This is a genomic window from Gilvimarinus xylanilyticus, from assembly GCF_024195295.1.
GTDB lineage: Bacteria > Pseudomonadota > Gammaproteobacteria > Pseudomonadales > Cellvibrionaceae > Gilvimarinus > Gilvimarinus xylanilyticus.
Genome location: NZ_JAMFTH010000001.1, coordinates 778,197 through 792,392, shown reverse-complemented (window position 1 = coordinate 792,392; position 14,196 = coordinate 778,197). Strand labels below are relative to the sequence as shown.

Below are 14,196 nucleotides of genomic sequence, written 5' to 3'. Positions count from 1 at the left end.
AGTCACCAGCGGCTTTGTTTGTGATAAGAATAGACTATTTCGACGCTAAACAATAGGCCTAAGGAGCCTCTGATTAGTCCCCAACGGCCTCTGGCTACAGAGCTTTTCGAGATCAAGGCGGCGAATAGAAAGCGGGCTGACGGCCCGGTGAGGTGAGCCAACGCAGAGATCGGAAAGCTCTGTAAGCCCCGAAGGGCGCGGCCAAAACGTCCATCCGCTGTGTTGCCTACACGGATGTAGGTAAGGGCCGTGAGCAGGACGCGGAAGGCTTGCACTTCTTGCCAAGGGCTATGGCCATTGCCTACGAAGCGCGCCAAGGGCAATGGATTGCCCGAATGCCGGAAAGGCAGGAGCATTTTCCGGCGAAGGAGTGAACGTTTTGACTCGCGCAGAGACCACCGGGGACTTGATCAGAGGCTCCCGCGCCAGAAAACCTAAAGTTTGGCACGGCTGGCGGCCTGAGCCATTTCATCCAGCTGCTTTTGCAACTGTTTTTCGGCAGCTTGGTCTTCTCCGCGTTTTAAACGATCAAGCAAATCCGCAATGGCCTTGCGCCGCAGATGCTGCCCATGCCAATGTTGCCGCAACTTGGCCAATTGAGTGTTCAGCAATTCCAAGGCCTGCTCCTGCTCTTTAATGGCACCGGCTAAATGTTGAATAAACTGGCTGTAGCGGACTAAATCCTGGGGCGCCAGTTGCCCTTGCTCACTTTGATAGCGCGCCACATAGGTCTCGCGGTATTGCATCAGCTCGTCATACTGGGCCTGCTGCTGATCGACTCGCTCCTTGTGTTGCGTTAAATAATCAGCAGCCTCTTGTTCATGACGCTCGGCCAGCATCAACACCACCGCCATGCGCTGTGACCGTTTGACCGCCACTTATTATCCCTTTTTGTGCGCGGCCGCCAGCGGGCTTTGTACTTTGTTTTGCTGGGGCGGATTGATCACCGCGCGCAGGTTCTGCAGCGACTCGGGCAAATGCACCGACTCTTTTAAACCCTGCTGAATAAAAGCGCGCAGCTTGGGAAAGCGTTCAATAGCCTCATCGGTAACCGGGTCGGAGCCCGGACTATAAGCCCCAATGGCAATCAAATCGCGGTTTTGATTGTAACGCGACAACATTTGCTTAAAGCCCTGCATCAGCTTTAAGTGATCCTCGGCAACAATATTGGGCATGGCGCGGCTAATGGATGCCTCGACATCGATCGCCGGGTAGATACCCTCTTCTGCCAAGGTCCGGGATAAAACTATATGGCCATCCAGGATCGCCCGCGCCGAGTCGGCTATGGGATCTTGCAGGTCGTCCCCTTCGGTTAACACGGTATAGAACGCGGTAATTGAGCCCTCACCCTCAGCGGCATTACCGGCGCGCTCGACTAGCTCGGGAATTTTGGCGAACACCGAGGGCGGGTACCCTTTGGTTGCCGGTGGCTCGCCAATCGCCAGAGAAATTTCCCTCTGGGCCTGAGCAAAGCGGGTGAGCGAATCCATCAGCAAGAGGACGTTCAACCCCTGGTCGCGATAGAACTCCGCAATTCGACTGGCCAGTTGCGAGGCACGCAACCGCATCAGCGGCGCATCGTCGGCTGGGGATGCCACCACAACCGCCCGGCTCATCCCGTCGGGCCCCAGAATATGATCAATAAACTCTTTAACCTCGCGGCCCCGCTCGCCCACCAGCCCCACCACCACCACATCGGCAGTGGTGTATTTGGTCATCATGCCCATCAGCACGCTTTTACCCACGCCGCTACCGGCAAACAACCCCATACGCTGGCCGCGCCCCACTGTCACCAAGGCGTTAATGGCGCGAATGCCTACATCAAGGGGCTCGTTAATCGGGTGGCGGTTTAGAGGGTTAATGTCGCGCGGCATCGCGTCCAGAAACTCACTGCCCTGCAAGGGTCCTAACCCATCCAGCGGCTGCCCCAAACCATTAACGACGCGCCCCAGGGTCTGTAATCCAATACGCATTGCATCGGTATGCGCCAAAGGAATAACCCGAGCACCGGGTTCTAACCCCTCTACCCGTTTGACAGGCATTAAGTAAATACTGGAACCGGCAAACCCGACCACTTCGGCCTCAACCCGGCGACCGTCGCGGGAACACACCGCACACTGACGGCCAACCGACACATTCAGCCCCACGGCCTCAAGGGTCAGCCCCACCGAGCGCACTAGCTTGCCCTCGGCTTCGGGCCGGAGCGGTTCGGGGTCGGGCAAATAGGGCCGCAAGCGGTACCATAAATCGCGACGCGAGCTCATGGTTTGGGCTCGTGCGCTTGGAGATTGGTTTCTTTCTCTTGCTCAGAGGTTTCGTTGGGTTCAGGATTTTCTTTTAGCTCAGGGCTTTTATTTAGCTCAGGGCTGTTGCCTGGCTCAGGACTGTAATCCGGTCTGGGCTGGGCGTCGTGCGGTTCGCGAGCTGGAGCCTCGTCGGCGTTGGCGCTTGTCTGAGTCGTTGGCTCTGGCTCTGGCTCTGGCTCTGGCTCTGGCTCTGGCTCTGGCTCTGGCTCTGGCAGTTCATTGTGAGCCATTTCGCTTAGCAGCTGCTCGTCCGAGGTGCTCTCATCGACGTCTTGCTGCGACAGGTAGCGGGCAATCACCTCATCCAATCGCTTTTCCATGGAGTAATCCACGTGACTGTCACGGGTACTGACTTTAACCCCGCCCGCCGTCATTGCCGAATCAGATTGAAACTGCCATGACAGGTTCTGCTCGCGGCAATATTGCTCTACCGCTTCAAGATCGCTCGGGTTCAAATGAACATTAATATGCGCGTCTCCGGCAGGTAAGGCGCCAATGGCCTCGCGCACCACAGGCAAAATATCGACAGGCTGCTGAGCGAGTTCACGGTTCACCACCGCGCGGGCCAAACGCGTGATGGTCGCGAGTAACAAGCCTTCCAGCTTTTCATCCTGAGTATCGATAGGCGCCATCAAGGCCTCGGCCAAGGCCTGAAACTTTTGTTGCTCGGCAACCAGTTGCTGACGCATCTCCAAAGCGCCTTTGTGTTGACCGGCCTCGTAGCCATCATCGTGACCACTTTTAAAGCCCTCTTCGCGGCCTTTGGCAAAGCCCTCTAGCTCGGCCTCGCGAACAATCGCCTCGAACTCTTCGGCGCTTAGTCCGCCCTGGGGCAACTCATCGATATCGACATCTTCCACGCTTTCGCAGCTTTCGTCCGCCGGTTTTTGCGCTTTCTTCTCCGCGTTAACAACCTGGCCATCATCGTCAATCGAGGGCATGGCCCAGGATCGCCATTCGTCGGCATGAACCGCCGGTATTCTGTTGGAACGGGGCTTCTCACCCATAATTCTGGTACCCGTTAAACCATTTGCTCGCCGCTGCCACCCAGCGCGATTTCACCGGCATCCGCCATTCGGCGCGCGGTGGTCAGAATTTCTTTTTGCGCCGCTTCCACTTCGGATATGCGCACTGGCCCCTTCACTTCCAGATCATCGCGCAATAGTTCGGCCGCGCGCTTAGACATATTCTTAAAGATTTTATCTTGCAGCTCACCATCGGCGCCCTTAAGCGCGACAATAAGTACTTCAGAGGACACTTCTCGCAGCAGCATCTGAATGCCGCGGTCGTCGACGTCTTTAAGGTTTTCAAACACAAACATCAGATCCTGAATCTGATTGCCCATATCCTCGTCGACTTCTTTAATCGCATCCATCAGTTCGGTTTCGATGCCGCCATCCAGGTGGTTCATAATTTCAGCCGCGACTTTATAGCCGCCCATGGCTTTGGTTTGCGAACCGCCTTTACCGCTAAACTGCTTCTCTAAAATATCGTTAAGTTCTTGCAGGGCACTGGGCTGCACCGTGTCCAGTGATGCCACACGCATCATGATATCGATACGGACTTTTTCGGTAAAAAAAGTCAATACTTCGGCCGATTGATCGGCATCCAGATACGCCACCACAATCGCCTGAATTTGCGGGTGTTCGTTGCGAATAACATCGGCAATGGAGCGCGCATCCATCCACTTTAGAGTATCCAAACCGGTGGTATTGCCGCCCATCAAAATGCGATCGGCGAGAGAGCTGGCCTTGTCTTCACCCAGCGCGGTTACCAGCATATTGCGAATGTAATTATCGGCGCCCAACCCCAAGCCGGTCAGGGTGCGGGCATCTTCCAAAAAATGCTGCATAACCGATTGCACATCCGCCTGCTGCACGTTGGACAAACCCGACATGGCCGCGCCAATTCGCTGAACCTCTTTAGGACCCATATGCTTCAGTACTTCGGCCGCATCGCGTTCGCCCAGCGACATAAGCAAAATCGCCGCCTGATCCACGTGGGTCATGCTAGTGAGGGCTTTGGATTCGTTATTATCGGCCACAGTGCTTACTCGTCTTTGTTTATCCAGGATTTAACCACCTGCGCCACGCGGCCGGGGTCTTCGGCAATTAAGCCTTTAATCGCGTTTAATTGTTGCTCGTAGCCCTCTTCGGGGCCAGGTAATGCCATGGCGCCGCCAGTTAAGGTGACCGAGTCGGCGGATACATCGCCGCCCAACCCAGCCGCTTCTAACGCTTCTAATTGGCGCGACTCTTCGTCTTCGGCTTCATCGGCGCCGGATTTGGCAATGGTTTTAAGCACCGGACGCAAAAGCCCAAAGATAAGTGCCAAGACTAACAGAAAACCCACCAGCGGTTTAACAAAAGGCTGCAGCCATTCCTGCTGCCACCAGGGACGTTCAACTGGCTCGCTCAGCCCAGTGTCACGCGCCATAAAGGCCGAATTGACCACATTTACACTGTCGCCGCGGGCGGCCGAAAAACCCACCGCATCGCGCACCAGCATGGTCAGGCGCTCCAACTCAGCGGCGGTCCAGGCCTCGCGCACTGGTTCGCCCTCGGGGCCGGGCACCAGTTTGTCATCGACCACCACAGCTACGCTGAGTCGCTCCAGATTGCCCTGTTGGCGACGGGTATAGCTGATCACCCGGTCCACTTCATAGTTTTTGGTTACCTGTTCGCGACGGTGTTGAGGCACCGCCTCGGCTTGCTCGCCATCGGCCAGTACTTGCTCGGGCGCCTCAGCCTCGGCGGGAGGTTGATTGGTCAACGCCCCCGGAATACCGCCAATTTGGGTATCTCCGGTTTTAGTTTCCATGTGCGACTGCTCGCTACGCAGCACCGGGTTTTCGTCGCTGTAAAGCTCTTCGGCCTGTTCTACCGCGGTAAAGTCGACATCGGCGCTGACTTCGGCGCGAAAGTTCCCCGCGCCAATCACGGGCTGCAAAATGCTGTTGACGCGATTAAGCAGCCCCTCTTCTAAATTGGCGGTGTACTGACGCTGCTTATCGGCCAATATCAGCTCGGGCGCCTCTTCACCGGCCGAGAGTAAATTCCCGTGCTGATCAATCACGGTAACGTCTTCATTTTTGAGTTCGCTGATACTCGAGGCAACCAGGTTGGCAATGGCTTTTACCTGGCGGGGCTCCACCTCGCGCCCGGGATAAACTTCAACAAACACTGACGCCGTGGGTTTGCGGGCATCGCGCACAAACACGCTGCGCTTGGGAATCGCCAGATGTACCCGTGCCGAGCGCACCGTGTGAATGCTGGTTACGGTGCGTGCCAGCTCTCCCTCGAGACTGCGGTGGTAGCGGGCACTTTCGATAAACTGGCTGGTGCCCAAGGGCTGCTCTTTCTCCAGCAGCTCAAACCCCACCGACTGATTATTGCCAATGCCCATTTCGGCCAGTTTTAAACGGGCGGTATGCAGCTGTTCACTGGTCACCAAAAGCGCGCCGGTAGAGGGCTCTATTTTGTAGGGAATTTGATTTTGCTCGAGAATTTCCACCACCTGCGACGAATCCAGGCGATCCAAACTGCCGTAAAGCGGCTTGTAGTCTTCGCCCTGACTCCAGAGCACCACATAAAAACCAATGGCCACCGACGCGGCCAGACCGATCATCAAACCCACTTGGCGCAATAGCGGCAAGTTGCTGAAACCCTCAACAAGGTCGCTGCTACTGCGAGGTGCTTTTTCCCGTTCTTGCGAGCCGAGATCGGGGGTCTGCGCTTCTGCCATGGTGTATTACTCCATTAGCCTTAAATCGGCATATTCATTACATCGCGGTAGGCTTCTACCAGCTTATTGCGCACTTGCACCGCCGCCTCGAAAGAGACACTGGCTTTTTGCGATGCCACCATTACATCGGTAATGTCCACGTTGGGTTCGCCGCGCTGATAGGCCTCCGCCATGTCGCCGGCGGTTTGCTGAACATCGTTGACCTTATTCACCGCCTGGGCCATAACATCGCCAAAGCCCGGAACCTCTTCGGTTTTATCAACCCGATTAACCTGATCGGTGGGGTTTAGCTCATTCAGTGCCTGCGGCTTCTGGAACGCCTGCGTTTGAGACTTTAACGACCGCATTTCAGTCAGCAGGTTATTGATATCGACCCGGTTGCTCATAATCTGGCCACTTTAATTTTCGATAAAAAACGTCGTTTTTTTGGCGATTTAACGGATTAAATGCCTTTAGGTGGAATACTGCACAAACCAGGCCAGAGTTTGCCGCAGGTGATCTTTTGCCGCCGGCAGGATTCATCCCACCAGCGTCTGTGCACAGATAAAAAAGCCGCCGCAAATTGTTTTGCGGCGGCTTTTACTGCGCGCTTGTTACAATTCGGCGTTTAAATATCCAGATGATACCCCTCATCTTTTAACCGCGCGATTTTATACCGCAAAGTGCGAGCGCTAATACCCAGGCGTTCAGCGGTTTGCTTGCGGCTACCTTTTACCGCCAGAAGGGTCTCGCGAATAATTTCAAACTCGCGTTGCTTTAAATCTGAGCCCAGGGCCGGGCTTTCATCAACCGACGCCGGTTCGCTATTGCCACTGACAGCCGTCATAAAGTCGCCACTGGCGGCGGGCGTCGTGGTAAAGTCCGTCTGCAGCAAGCTGGGCTTTTCGCTAAACGCGGCTTCTGCGGTCAGACCCAAGTCGTCGGCGCGGATGGTCCGCCCCGGCTGCAATATCAACGCCCGCTGCATAATATTGTCCAGCTCGCGCACATTGCCAGGCCAGGGGTATGCCGTTAACGCCCGGTGAGCGCAACCGGCCAGGTGTACCCTGCCGCGCTTTTGCTTGCGCGCATGTTTGGCGAGTAATTTTTCCGCTAAAGGCACAATGTCTTCCGGGCGATCACGCAACGGCGCCCACTGCAATGGAAGAATACTCAGACGAAAATACAAGTCTTCGCGGAAGCGACCGGCGACCACCGCCTCGCGCATATCGCGGTTTGAGGTCGCAATAACCCGCACATCCAAAGCAATGGTTTTACGCCCGCCCAAACGCTCCACTTCTTTTTCCTGTAGCACCCGCAAAAGTTTTGCTTGCAAGCCCACGTCCATTTCCGAAATTTCATCCAGCAATAAGGTGCCGCCATTGGCCTGTTCAAACTTACCCGGTGCGCTGGTGTGAGCCCCGGTGTAGGCCCCTTTTTCATGGCCAAACAAGGTAGCCTCTAGCATGTTTTCGGGAATCGCCGCGCAGTTAATCGCTACAAACGGTTGATCGCGCCGGTTCGACTGGTCGTGGATATAACGGGCCAATACCTCTTTACCGGTACCGGATTCACCCACCACCAGTACGGTGGATTCGGACTGCGCCACCCGGCGAGCCAACTGCAACAGTTTCTGGCTAGAGGCAGCCTCGGCGATGGGCTCTTCGGTATGGGCGCCCTTTACTCCCGCGTGACGGCCCACCACGTCCAGCAAAGCGTCGGGCTCGAAGGGTTTAACTAAATAGTCCACCGCGCCCTCTTTTATCGCCGCGACCGAGTCGGAAATACTGGCGTAAGCGGTAATCAGCACCATGGGAATATGGGGGTAGTCGGCGCGCACCTGACGCAGCAAATCATAGCCGCTTAGATTGCCCATATTCACATCCGAGACAATCAACGCGTAGTTAGCATCTTTCTTAAGATTGAGTAAAGCCTCTTCCGCACTACAGGCCTCACCGACCTCATAGTCGGCCAGCATCAAAGTATCCACCAGAGCTTCGCGCAAATCCGGATCGTCCTCAACCACCAAAACCCGTGCCTGAGATTCCTGCGGTGTTACCGACTGAGCATAAGCTGCATTAACCATGTGTCTACCTGTTGTGTTTTCGACGCCCTGCGGGCTTATTGTTGAGTTTCGATTGCCAAACAAGGCAATAACAAAATAGCTTGAGTGCCCTTACCCTCGGTCGAGCGCAAGGTAAAGCGACCACCGTGAGACTTGGCTACCGCATGAACCACCGCTAGCCCCAGCCCCGTCCCCTGAGATTTGGTGGTGACAAACAGCTCGCCCAGCTGGGGCAGCAGCGATTCGGGAATACCCGGGCCTTTATCGTCCACCTCAATCGCCAGCCAGCGTTTATCCGCGACCGTGTGAGTGCTAATACCAATTTGAATCTCGGCCTTTTGCCCCACCGCCTGAATAGAATTGTTCACTAGGTTCAGTAAGGCGCTAATCAAGGCGTCGCGATTGCAGGCAAGCTGAGCGTCAGTCTCCTCAATGTCCCACATCACACGACTGCCCGAGGTTTCGACCGGCACTTCCATGGCTTCGGCCAGTTCGCGCGCCAACTCATCAACACCCATCACATCGTTAATAGGCATATCACCTTTAACGAACAGCAGCATGTCCTGCACCTGGCGCTCCATATGGAGCAAACGCTTAGAGACTTTTTCAGCAAACACCTGACGTTTTTGCGGCGCTAGCTCTTCGCGTTGCAAATGGCCGGCGTACAACAACGCCGCTGATAAGGGCGTGCGAATTTGGTGGGCCAGCGCCGACAGCATTTGCCCCAGTGCGGATAAACGCTCGTGGCGGGCCAGCTCACCTTGCAAGCGACGGGTTTCGGTTTGATCGGTTAACAGAATGATTTGTCCATCGCCACCCAAACTGCGAGTGGCCAAGCTAATACGGCGACCATCGCGCAAAGAAACTTCATGCCCATCGTCACCGCGCGGGGCAAAGTTGCGGGTAATGACCTCGCGCCACAGCTCGCCTTCAAGTGGCTCGCCCAACAGATCAATGGCGGCGGGGTTACAGTCGCGCACTCGACCGCTGTAATCCAGCACCACTACCCCGCCCGGCAAAACATTTAGCAATTCTTCCAAGCGGTGAGCGATACGCTCCTTTTCGGCCAACTCTTTTAAACGCTGCTCGGTTTCGGCGTTCAGCTCTTCATTAAGGTCGCTGACTCGCTGCTCCAGTTGTTGATAAGATTCGGTCAGCTGCTCGGACATTTCCGAAAAAAGCGCAAAGGCATCGGCTAAGGCCTCGGCCTTATCCTGGGCTTCACCACGGCTTTTAGGGTTTGCGGGAAATGACTGAACCTTTGCCTCTTGCACCATGCCTATACCTTTATGCGCCGATACTTTGTCAGCAACGGCGCGAATTTCGAGATTTAAGAGGGTTACTGCAAGGCTAATGCCAAAGAAATTATTCTTTTATTTTCAAAAGGTTAGAGAGGGGGAAGAAAAAAGAAGCCAATATTTTGGCGAATTGGCAAAAATTAAAAAGCCACGGTGAATGCCGGAAATGCCCAGCATTCACCGCTCATGCGATTAACCGACTAACGCTGGAGTTCGTACTTGCGCATTTTCTCTACCAAAGTGGTGCGACGAATCGACAGCTTATCGGCCGCCCGGGCCACCACTCCACCGCAATCGTTAAGCGCCTGCTGGATCAAGTCTTTCTCCAGGCGGGTAAGATATTCGCGCAGGTCTATCCCCTGATCCGGCAACAGCGGCGTGTCATTCATGCTCACGACCGTCGTGCCATTGGTCGCGACTGGCGTTTCATCGTCGGTAAGAAAGCTTTCCTCTTGATAATCCACGTGGCGGTATTTAACGGGTAAGTCAGAGACCCCAATCACTCCGTAGGGATGCATGATTGCCATCCGCTCAACCAGGTTAGCTAACTCGCGAATATTCCCCGACCAGGCGTGACGGCACAGGGACAAAATAGCGGCGGAATTAAATCGGATGGAGCCCCGGTCCTCGCTTTCCATCCGCGAAACCAGTTCGTTAATCAGCAGTGGGATATCCTCGGCGCGGTCTTTAAGCGGAGGCAGCTCAATAGGGAACACATTTAAGCGGTAGAACAAGTCCTCGCGAAAGCTGCCCTCGGTGATCATCGCTTCTAAATCGCGGTGAGTGGCGGCGATTATGCGCACATCCGACATAACGGTTTTGTTGCTGCCCACTCGCTCGTAGCATTTCTCTTGCAAAACCCGCAGGATTTTCACCTGCATGTTAAGAGGCATATCCCCGATTTCATCCAAAAACAACGTGCCGCCTTCGGCCAGCTCAAATCGACCGGCTCGGGCAGTAATCGCGCCGGTAAAGGCACCTTTTTCGTGGCCAAATAGCTCGCTTTCCAGCAGCTCGGCGGGGATGGCGCCACAGTTAACCGGTACAAAGGGCTTATCGCGGCGGGGGGAATGGTAGTGAAGGTTGCGTGCCACCACTTCTTTACCAGTACCCGACTCACCGGTTATGAGCACCGATACGTCTTTATCGGCCACCTGCCCCATCATCTCGCGCACGTCGCTCACTTCGCGACTGGTACCCACCAGAGAGCGAAACAAATGCACGGGACGGCGCTGGGCACGCTTTTTATTGGCATTTTGCGCAGCGCTGTATACCCGCGCGCGGTGCAGCAAGTCCATTAAGGGGTTGTAAGCCACAGGCGTTTCCAGGGCGCCAATCACTTTGATTCGCAGTTCTGGGCTAAAATTGTTTACCTCGCAACGCTCGCCCCCCAAGGTTGCTAAGGCCAACTCGTCATTCCAACGATGTAAGCGCTCGACCAGAGCTTCACCCCAACCGGCCAAGTCTGTACTGACTAGCATTAACGTGGCAAAAGCATCAGCGGGTGGCAGGCTTAGTAAAGTGTCTAGCTCGGTGGGACCGTAAAATTCGGGCTCTTCACCCAAAAACCGAAATACCGTACCCAATTCGGCGATTCTTTGGGCATCTTCTTCTAAAATCAACACTTTATTGTTGTGGTACATACCTCGTCCCCAAAACTCACAACGCCTGGCCGCTGGGTAGGCAAACTCACCCAGCGAAACCGACGTTTTTTTGTCGTTGCTATAGAAATAGCTTGCCTTGCTCAGGATGTCAAACTTTTGACAGAAGAGACGTTAGAAGATCGAGTAAACTCTCGGTTATTCTCAATTGTCCCTACGTGAGTTCAAATCACGCCCTTTAACCGCAAAAGGAAGGCTCCTGAATGTTCGTTATTTGAACTGTCCCCTTGGCCTAAGGCACTCTTCAGCGGCAACGGCCATCGTCTTTAGCAGAAAGGGCAATCCTAACACTTTTGGCGCAGGGACCTTAGCTATATCCATAGTATGCGACGACAATGGATGGCCGTTTTGAGCCCCCCGCGTCTTCTTAGACATCCATTAAAACAATAAAAAGCTCGTCAAAATAATGTCTAGATTTCGATTTTCACGACCCCACTGCCTTAAACGCCATAATACCGTTACGAAATATCAGAACTTTATTTTTAGAGCCTATAAGCATAACCAAATGTTAGTTTTTGCGCCACATTGATAGCGAATTGATTAGTAATGGCGCTTTACAGCGGAATTTTTGATGGCAAAATAACCGCCAGTTTGAGACGCAGATCACACTACTCAGACATCAACTGCCCAGGGGCTGTTCAAAAGACGGCCTGATGACTTTTTAATTTATGGAACGAGTTATGAAAAAATCATTGTTTGCCGCCACCGTACTGTCTGTTTTAGCCGCACCAGCTTTGGCCTGTGATAAGCCGCAAAACAAGCCCGCCATTCCCGACCCAACCACTGCCGTAACCGCGCAGATGGTTAAGTCAAACAATGAAGTAAAAGCTTATGTTAAAGCGACCGAAGAATATCTGTCGTGCGCCGGCATGAGCTCCTCAGAAGTACGCAAAGCCGAAGACGAGCTGCGCGCCTACGCCGATGCATTTAACAAAACCATCCGCGAATTCAAAAAGCTGAACAGTTAATCATTCTTGCCGAAAGGTCGAGCCCCGCTCAGGCGGGGCTTTTTGTATGGGGAGGTATAGAGCTAAAGGTCTTTTAAACGCTCTTCATTGACCTTTTCCATCTCGTCCCGAAGGGATTTAGCCTTGTCCAAGGTTTCTTTTTGAGTCTCTGTGTAAGATTCAAACGCACCTTTTTCTTCATGCGTTTTTGACGCTTCGTTCGGAGCGGGACCACAGGCGGCTAGTGATAGGAACGCCGCGCTCATACTACTTACAACAATTTTCATCTAAACCTCTTTCCTGTAAAGCCGCCGAAATTTAATTCTCTTATTTGCATCGTTCTAGTGATTGAAATTATTGTATGGATTCGCGCCAGACAGGCTTACCACCTTGGATCTACAAGCATGCGAGCCCTATAAAACCAGTTTTTATTCGCGTAATCGCCAGTTTATGGTCACGGCCTCAGGTGCAAGGTAAGGTTTCCGGCTCGAACGCCCATCACTGCTCTGCGTGGAGCGGAGCCTTATCCATCTTCTTTCTCGTTACTCCAACTCCGCCTTAATCTTCTCGGCCTGAGCGGCCAGCACATCACCTTCTGCGGGCTTGGCGTTGGAAAAATCCAGCTCGCTCATCTCGTCCATAGGCACCAAGTGCAGGTGAGTATGGGGCACTTCCAACCCCGCGATCATCATTCCCACGCGGGTCGCGGGAAAGGCTTTTTGCAGCGCCTTTGCCACCTTTTGGCTAATCACGGTTAAGTGCGCCAGAGTCTCGGCGGGCAGGTCGTACCAGTGGTCGATTTCCTCACGGGGAATCACCAGTACATGGCCGTCTTTTAACGGCGCGATGGTCATAATGGCCACCGCCAGATCATCTTGGTAGACAAAATGTCCGGGCAGTTCGCCGGCGATGATTTTGCTGAATACACTTGCCATAAAAACCTCTACATTAATAAACCGCGACGCCAAGCTTCATCAGCTCACGCGCTAAAATTTCATCCAAATTATCCAGCTGCGACTGCTCCAATTCAATCACCGGACAGTGGGCGGCCTTAAGTTTTTCGCGCAAATCAAGCGTTGCCGCCAACTTGCCGGGCTTGGGGTCGGCGGGCCAATAAACAATCGCCACCCGCTGCTGGGGCAAATAAAAATCCACCATGACCGACTCGCCCCGGTACTGGCCCACACTTAACGCCAAAGGGTACTCGCGCGCGTGCTGCAAGCCTGTGACATAAAGCCAATTATCGATAAAGCCCAAACCGCCCTCGCCCGCGCCATGGCCGTCCAGACAATCGGCCGCCGCCGGTTTGAGGGCGCGGGCGCTTTGCTGCAAGGCGGGGTTATCTAGCAGGGTTTCGGGCCAAGTAACAAAGGGAATACCGCTGGTATCGCTGGTATGCTGCTGCGCGCCCAGCGCTTTACCCGCTTCGGTGGCCAGCCAGCCGTGCACATACTTTTCAATCCAGCCGCGCTCGGCCAGTAGCATATTGACCAACCGAGCTGGCAGCCCCAGCTTAAAGGATAAATTGCGCGCACTTAAAGGCGCCTCTGGCAGCAAGCCCATCACCGGGTGACTTTTCAGGCTTTCGGGCCAGACAATATACTCGCCATACTTAGGATGATTGGCGTAGCTACCGCCCTCAAAACGGCCCTTTTCGGTTAAATGCCACTGGCCGTCCGTTTTAATAATCCAACCGCTATTGGCCAGCAAAATAAACAGCTCTTTGCTGTCTTTGCCAATCACCTTAGCCAGGGCCGTGGTGGATAGATGCTTTTGCTGTGGTTCCCTGCTCATACGCCCGCCCGTTACTTTTGTGCAAGATTAGCACACTACCGCTCGCTATAATCTTCACCAACAAACGAGAAATGGTCCTCATTTTTTGCCAGACACTCCCTCACCACCAATCATACGCATCCGGACTGCTCAACTTTAATACAAGTCAAACAGCGTGGAACCAACTGGGTTTTTCGCCCGTTTACAACTGAGCCGAACGGAAGCCTATTTTAGGGGTAAGCAAACAGGAGGTTTGCGCAAGTATCGTCAGGCCAAGGAAGGCCTGTCGATACGGCCCGCTAAAATAGGCTGGAGTGAGGGGCCCCCGAAGGGGTCAGTTGTTGGGCGAGGTTTTTGGTTACTTTTTGCCGAAAAAAGTAACTCGCCACGCCCGGCGACACGGGCATATGGACGAGAAATGCC

The 14,196-nt window shown here is 54.2% G+C and carries 13 protein-coding genes; 1 reads left to right on the top strand and 12 read right to left on the bottom strand.

Going from position 1 to position 14,196, the window contains the following annotated elements; all coding sequences use genetic code 11:
* Positions 1 to 434: 434 nt before the first annotated feature.
* From fliJ to M6D89_RS03270, 9 genes are all read right to left on the bottom strand, one after another.
* A complete protein-coding gene (fliJ, locus tag M6D89_RS03310) occupies positions 435 to 878 on the bottom strand; it encodes a flagellar export protein FliJ (protein WP_253966606.1) in 444 nt (147 codons plus the stop codon).
* A 3-nt stretch (positions 879 to 881) separates the two neighbouring features.
* Entirely contained in the window at positions 882 to 2,264 is a 1,383-nt protein-coding gene (gene fliI / locus M6D89_RS03305; protein ID WP_253966605.1) for a flagellar protein export ATPase FliI, read from the bottom strand.
* Positions 2,261 to 3,313: a FliH/SctL family protein gene (locus tag M6D89_RS03300; protein WP_253966604.1), complete on the bottom strand. Its 1,053-nt coding sequence runs from the start codon at positions 3,311 to 3,313 to the stop codon at positions 2,261 to 2,263. Before M6D89_RS03300 ends, fliI begins: the two co-directional genes overlap by 4 nt.
* 14 nt (positions 3,314 to 3,327) lie before the next feature.
* Positions 3,328 to 4,350 (bottom strand): flagellar motor switch protein FliG, encoded by a 1,023-nt coding sequence (gene fliG, locus M6D89_RS03295; protein WP_336297533.1) that lies wholly within the window; start codon positions 4,348 to 4,350, stop codon positions 3,328 to 3,330.
* Positions 4,351 to 4,355: 5 nt separating this feature from the next.
* Complete coding sequence (gene fliF, locus M6D89_RS03290; protein ID WP_253966603.1) at positions 4,356 to 6,050, bottom strand: flagellar basal-body MS-ring/collar protein FliF; 1,695 nt, start codon at positions 6,048 to 6,050, stop codon at positions 4,356 to 4,358.
* 20 nt (positions 6,051 to 6,070) lie between these two features.
* Positions 6,071 to 6,436 carry a flagellar hook-basal body complex protein FliE gene (fliE, locus tag M6D89_RS03285; RefSeq protein WP_253966602.1) on the bottom strand — a complete coding sequence of 122 codons (366 nt, stop codon included), beginning with the start codon at positions 6,434 to 6,436 and terminating at the stop codon, positions 6,071 to 6,073.
* 221 nt (positions 6,437 to 6,657) lie between these two features.
* Entirely contained in the window at positions 6,658 to 8,115 is a 1,458-nt protein-coding gene (locus M6D89_RS03280) for a sigma-54-dependent transcriptional regulator (RefSeq protein WP_253966601.1), read from the bottom strand.
* Between the two features lie 35 nt (positions 8,116 to 8,150).
* Positions 8,151 to 9,371 carry a sensor histidine kinase gene (locus M6D89_RS03275; protein ID WP_253966600.1) on the bottom strand — a complete coding sequence of 407 codons (1,221 nt, stop codon included), beginning with the start codon at positions 9,369 to 9,371 and terminating at the stop codon, positions 8,151 to 8,153.
* A gap of 221 nt (positions 9,372 to 9,592) precedes the next feature.
* Positions 9,593 to 11,035: a sigma-54 dependent transcriptional regulator gene (locus M6D89_RS03270; RefSeq protein WP_253966599.1), complete on the bottom strand. Its 1,443-nt coding sequence runs from the start codon at positions 11,033 to 11,035 to the stop codon at positions 9,593 to 9,595.
* 698 nt (positions 11,036 to 11,733) lie between these two features.
* On the opposite strand from M6D89_RS03270, the gene M6D89_RS03265 reads away from it, so the two are divergent.
* On the top strand, positions 11,734 to 12,021 hold the full coding sequence (locus M6D89_RS03265; protein WP_253966598.1) for a hypothetical protein: 288 nt from the start codon (positions 11,734 to 11,736) through the stop codon (positions 12,019 to 12,021).
* A 62-nt stretch (positions 12,022 to 12,083) separates the two neighbouring features.
* Here the strand turns inward: M6D89_RS03265 and M6D89_RS03260 are convergent, their stop codons facing one another.
* The 3 genes from M6D89_RS03260 to M6D89_RS03250 form a co-directional block, all read right to left on the bottom strand.
* Entirely contained in the window at positions 12,084 to 12,287 is a 204-nt protein-coding gene (locus M6D89_RS03260) for a hypothetical protein (protein WP_253966597.1), read from the bottom strand.
* A 255-nt stretch (positions 12,288 to 12,542) separates the two neighbouring features.
* Entirely contained in the window at positions 12,543 to 12,935 is a 393-nt protein-coding gene (locus M6D89_RS03255) for an HIT family protein (RefSeq protein ID WP_253966596.1), read from the bottom strand.
* Positions 12,936 to 12,948: 13 nt separating this feature from the next.
* The gene (locus tag M6D89_RS03250) at positions 12,949 to 13,794 is read right to left on the bottom strand and encodes a phage antirepressor KilAC domain-containing protein (protein WP_253966595.1); all 846 of its coding nucleotides are present in this window, start codon (positions 13,792 to 13,794) and stop codon (positions 12,949 to 12,951) included.
* Positions 13,795 to 14,196 lie beyond the last annotated feature (402 nt).

What these genes read in the sequence shown, in the direction of transcription:
- M6D89_RS03280 (WP_253966601.1), bottom strand. Translation starts at nt 8,115, where the DNA reads ATGGTTAATGCAGCTTATGCTCAGTCGGTAACACCGCAGGAATCTCAG.
- M6D89_RS03300 (WP_253966604.1), bottom strand. Translation starts at nt 3,313, where the DNA reads ATGGGTGAGAAGCCCCGTTCCAACAGAATACCGGCGGTTCATGCCGAC.
- M6D89_RS03270 (WP_253966599.1), bottom strand. Translation starts at nt 11,035, where the DNA reads ATGTACCACAACAATAAAGTGTTGATTTTAGAAGAAGATGCCCAAAGA.
- M6D89_RS03250 (WP_253966595.1), bottom strand. Translation starts at nt 13,794, where the DNA reads ATGAGCAGGGAACCACAGCAAAAGCATCTATCCACCACGGCCCTGGCT.
- M6D89_RS03275 (WP_253966600.1), bottom strand. Translation starts at nt 9,371, where the DNA reads ATGGTGCAAGAGGCAAAGGTTCAGTCATTTCCCGCAAACCCTAAAAGC.
- fliF (WP_253966603.1), bottom strand. Translation starts at nt 6,050, where the DNA reads ATGGCAGAAGCGCAGACCCCCGATCTCGGCTCGCAAGAACGGGAAAAA.
- M6D89_RS03255 (WP_253966596.1), bottom strand. Translation starts at nt 12,935, where the DNA reads ATGGCAAGTGTATTCAGCAAAATCATCGCCGGCGAACTGCCCGGACAT.
- M6D89_RS03265 (WP_253966598.1), top strand. Translation starts at nt 11,734, where the DNA reads ATGAAAAAATCATTGTTTGCCGCCACCGTACTGTCTGTTTTAGCCGCA.
- fliE (WP_253966602.1), bottom strand. Translation starts at nt 6,436, where the DNA reads ATGAGCAACCGGGTCGATATCAATAACCTGCTGACTGAAATGCGGTCG.
- fliI (WP_253966605.1), bottom strand. Translation starts at nt 2,264, where the DNA reads ATGAGCTCGCGTCGCGATTTATGGTACCGCTTGCGGCCCTATTTGCCC.
- M6D89_RS03260 (WP_253966597.1), bottom strand. Translation starts at nt 12,287, where the DNA reads ATGAAAATTGTTGTAAGTAGTATGAGCGCGGCGTTCCTATCACTAGCC.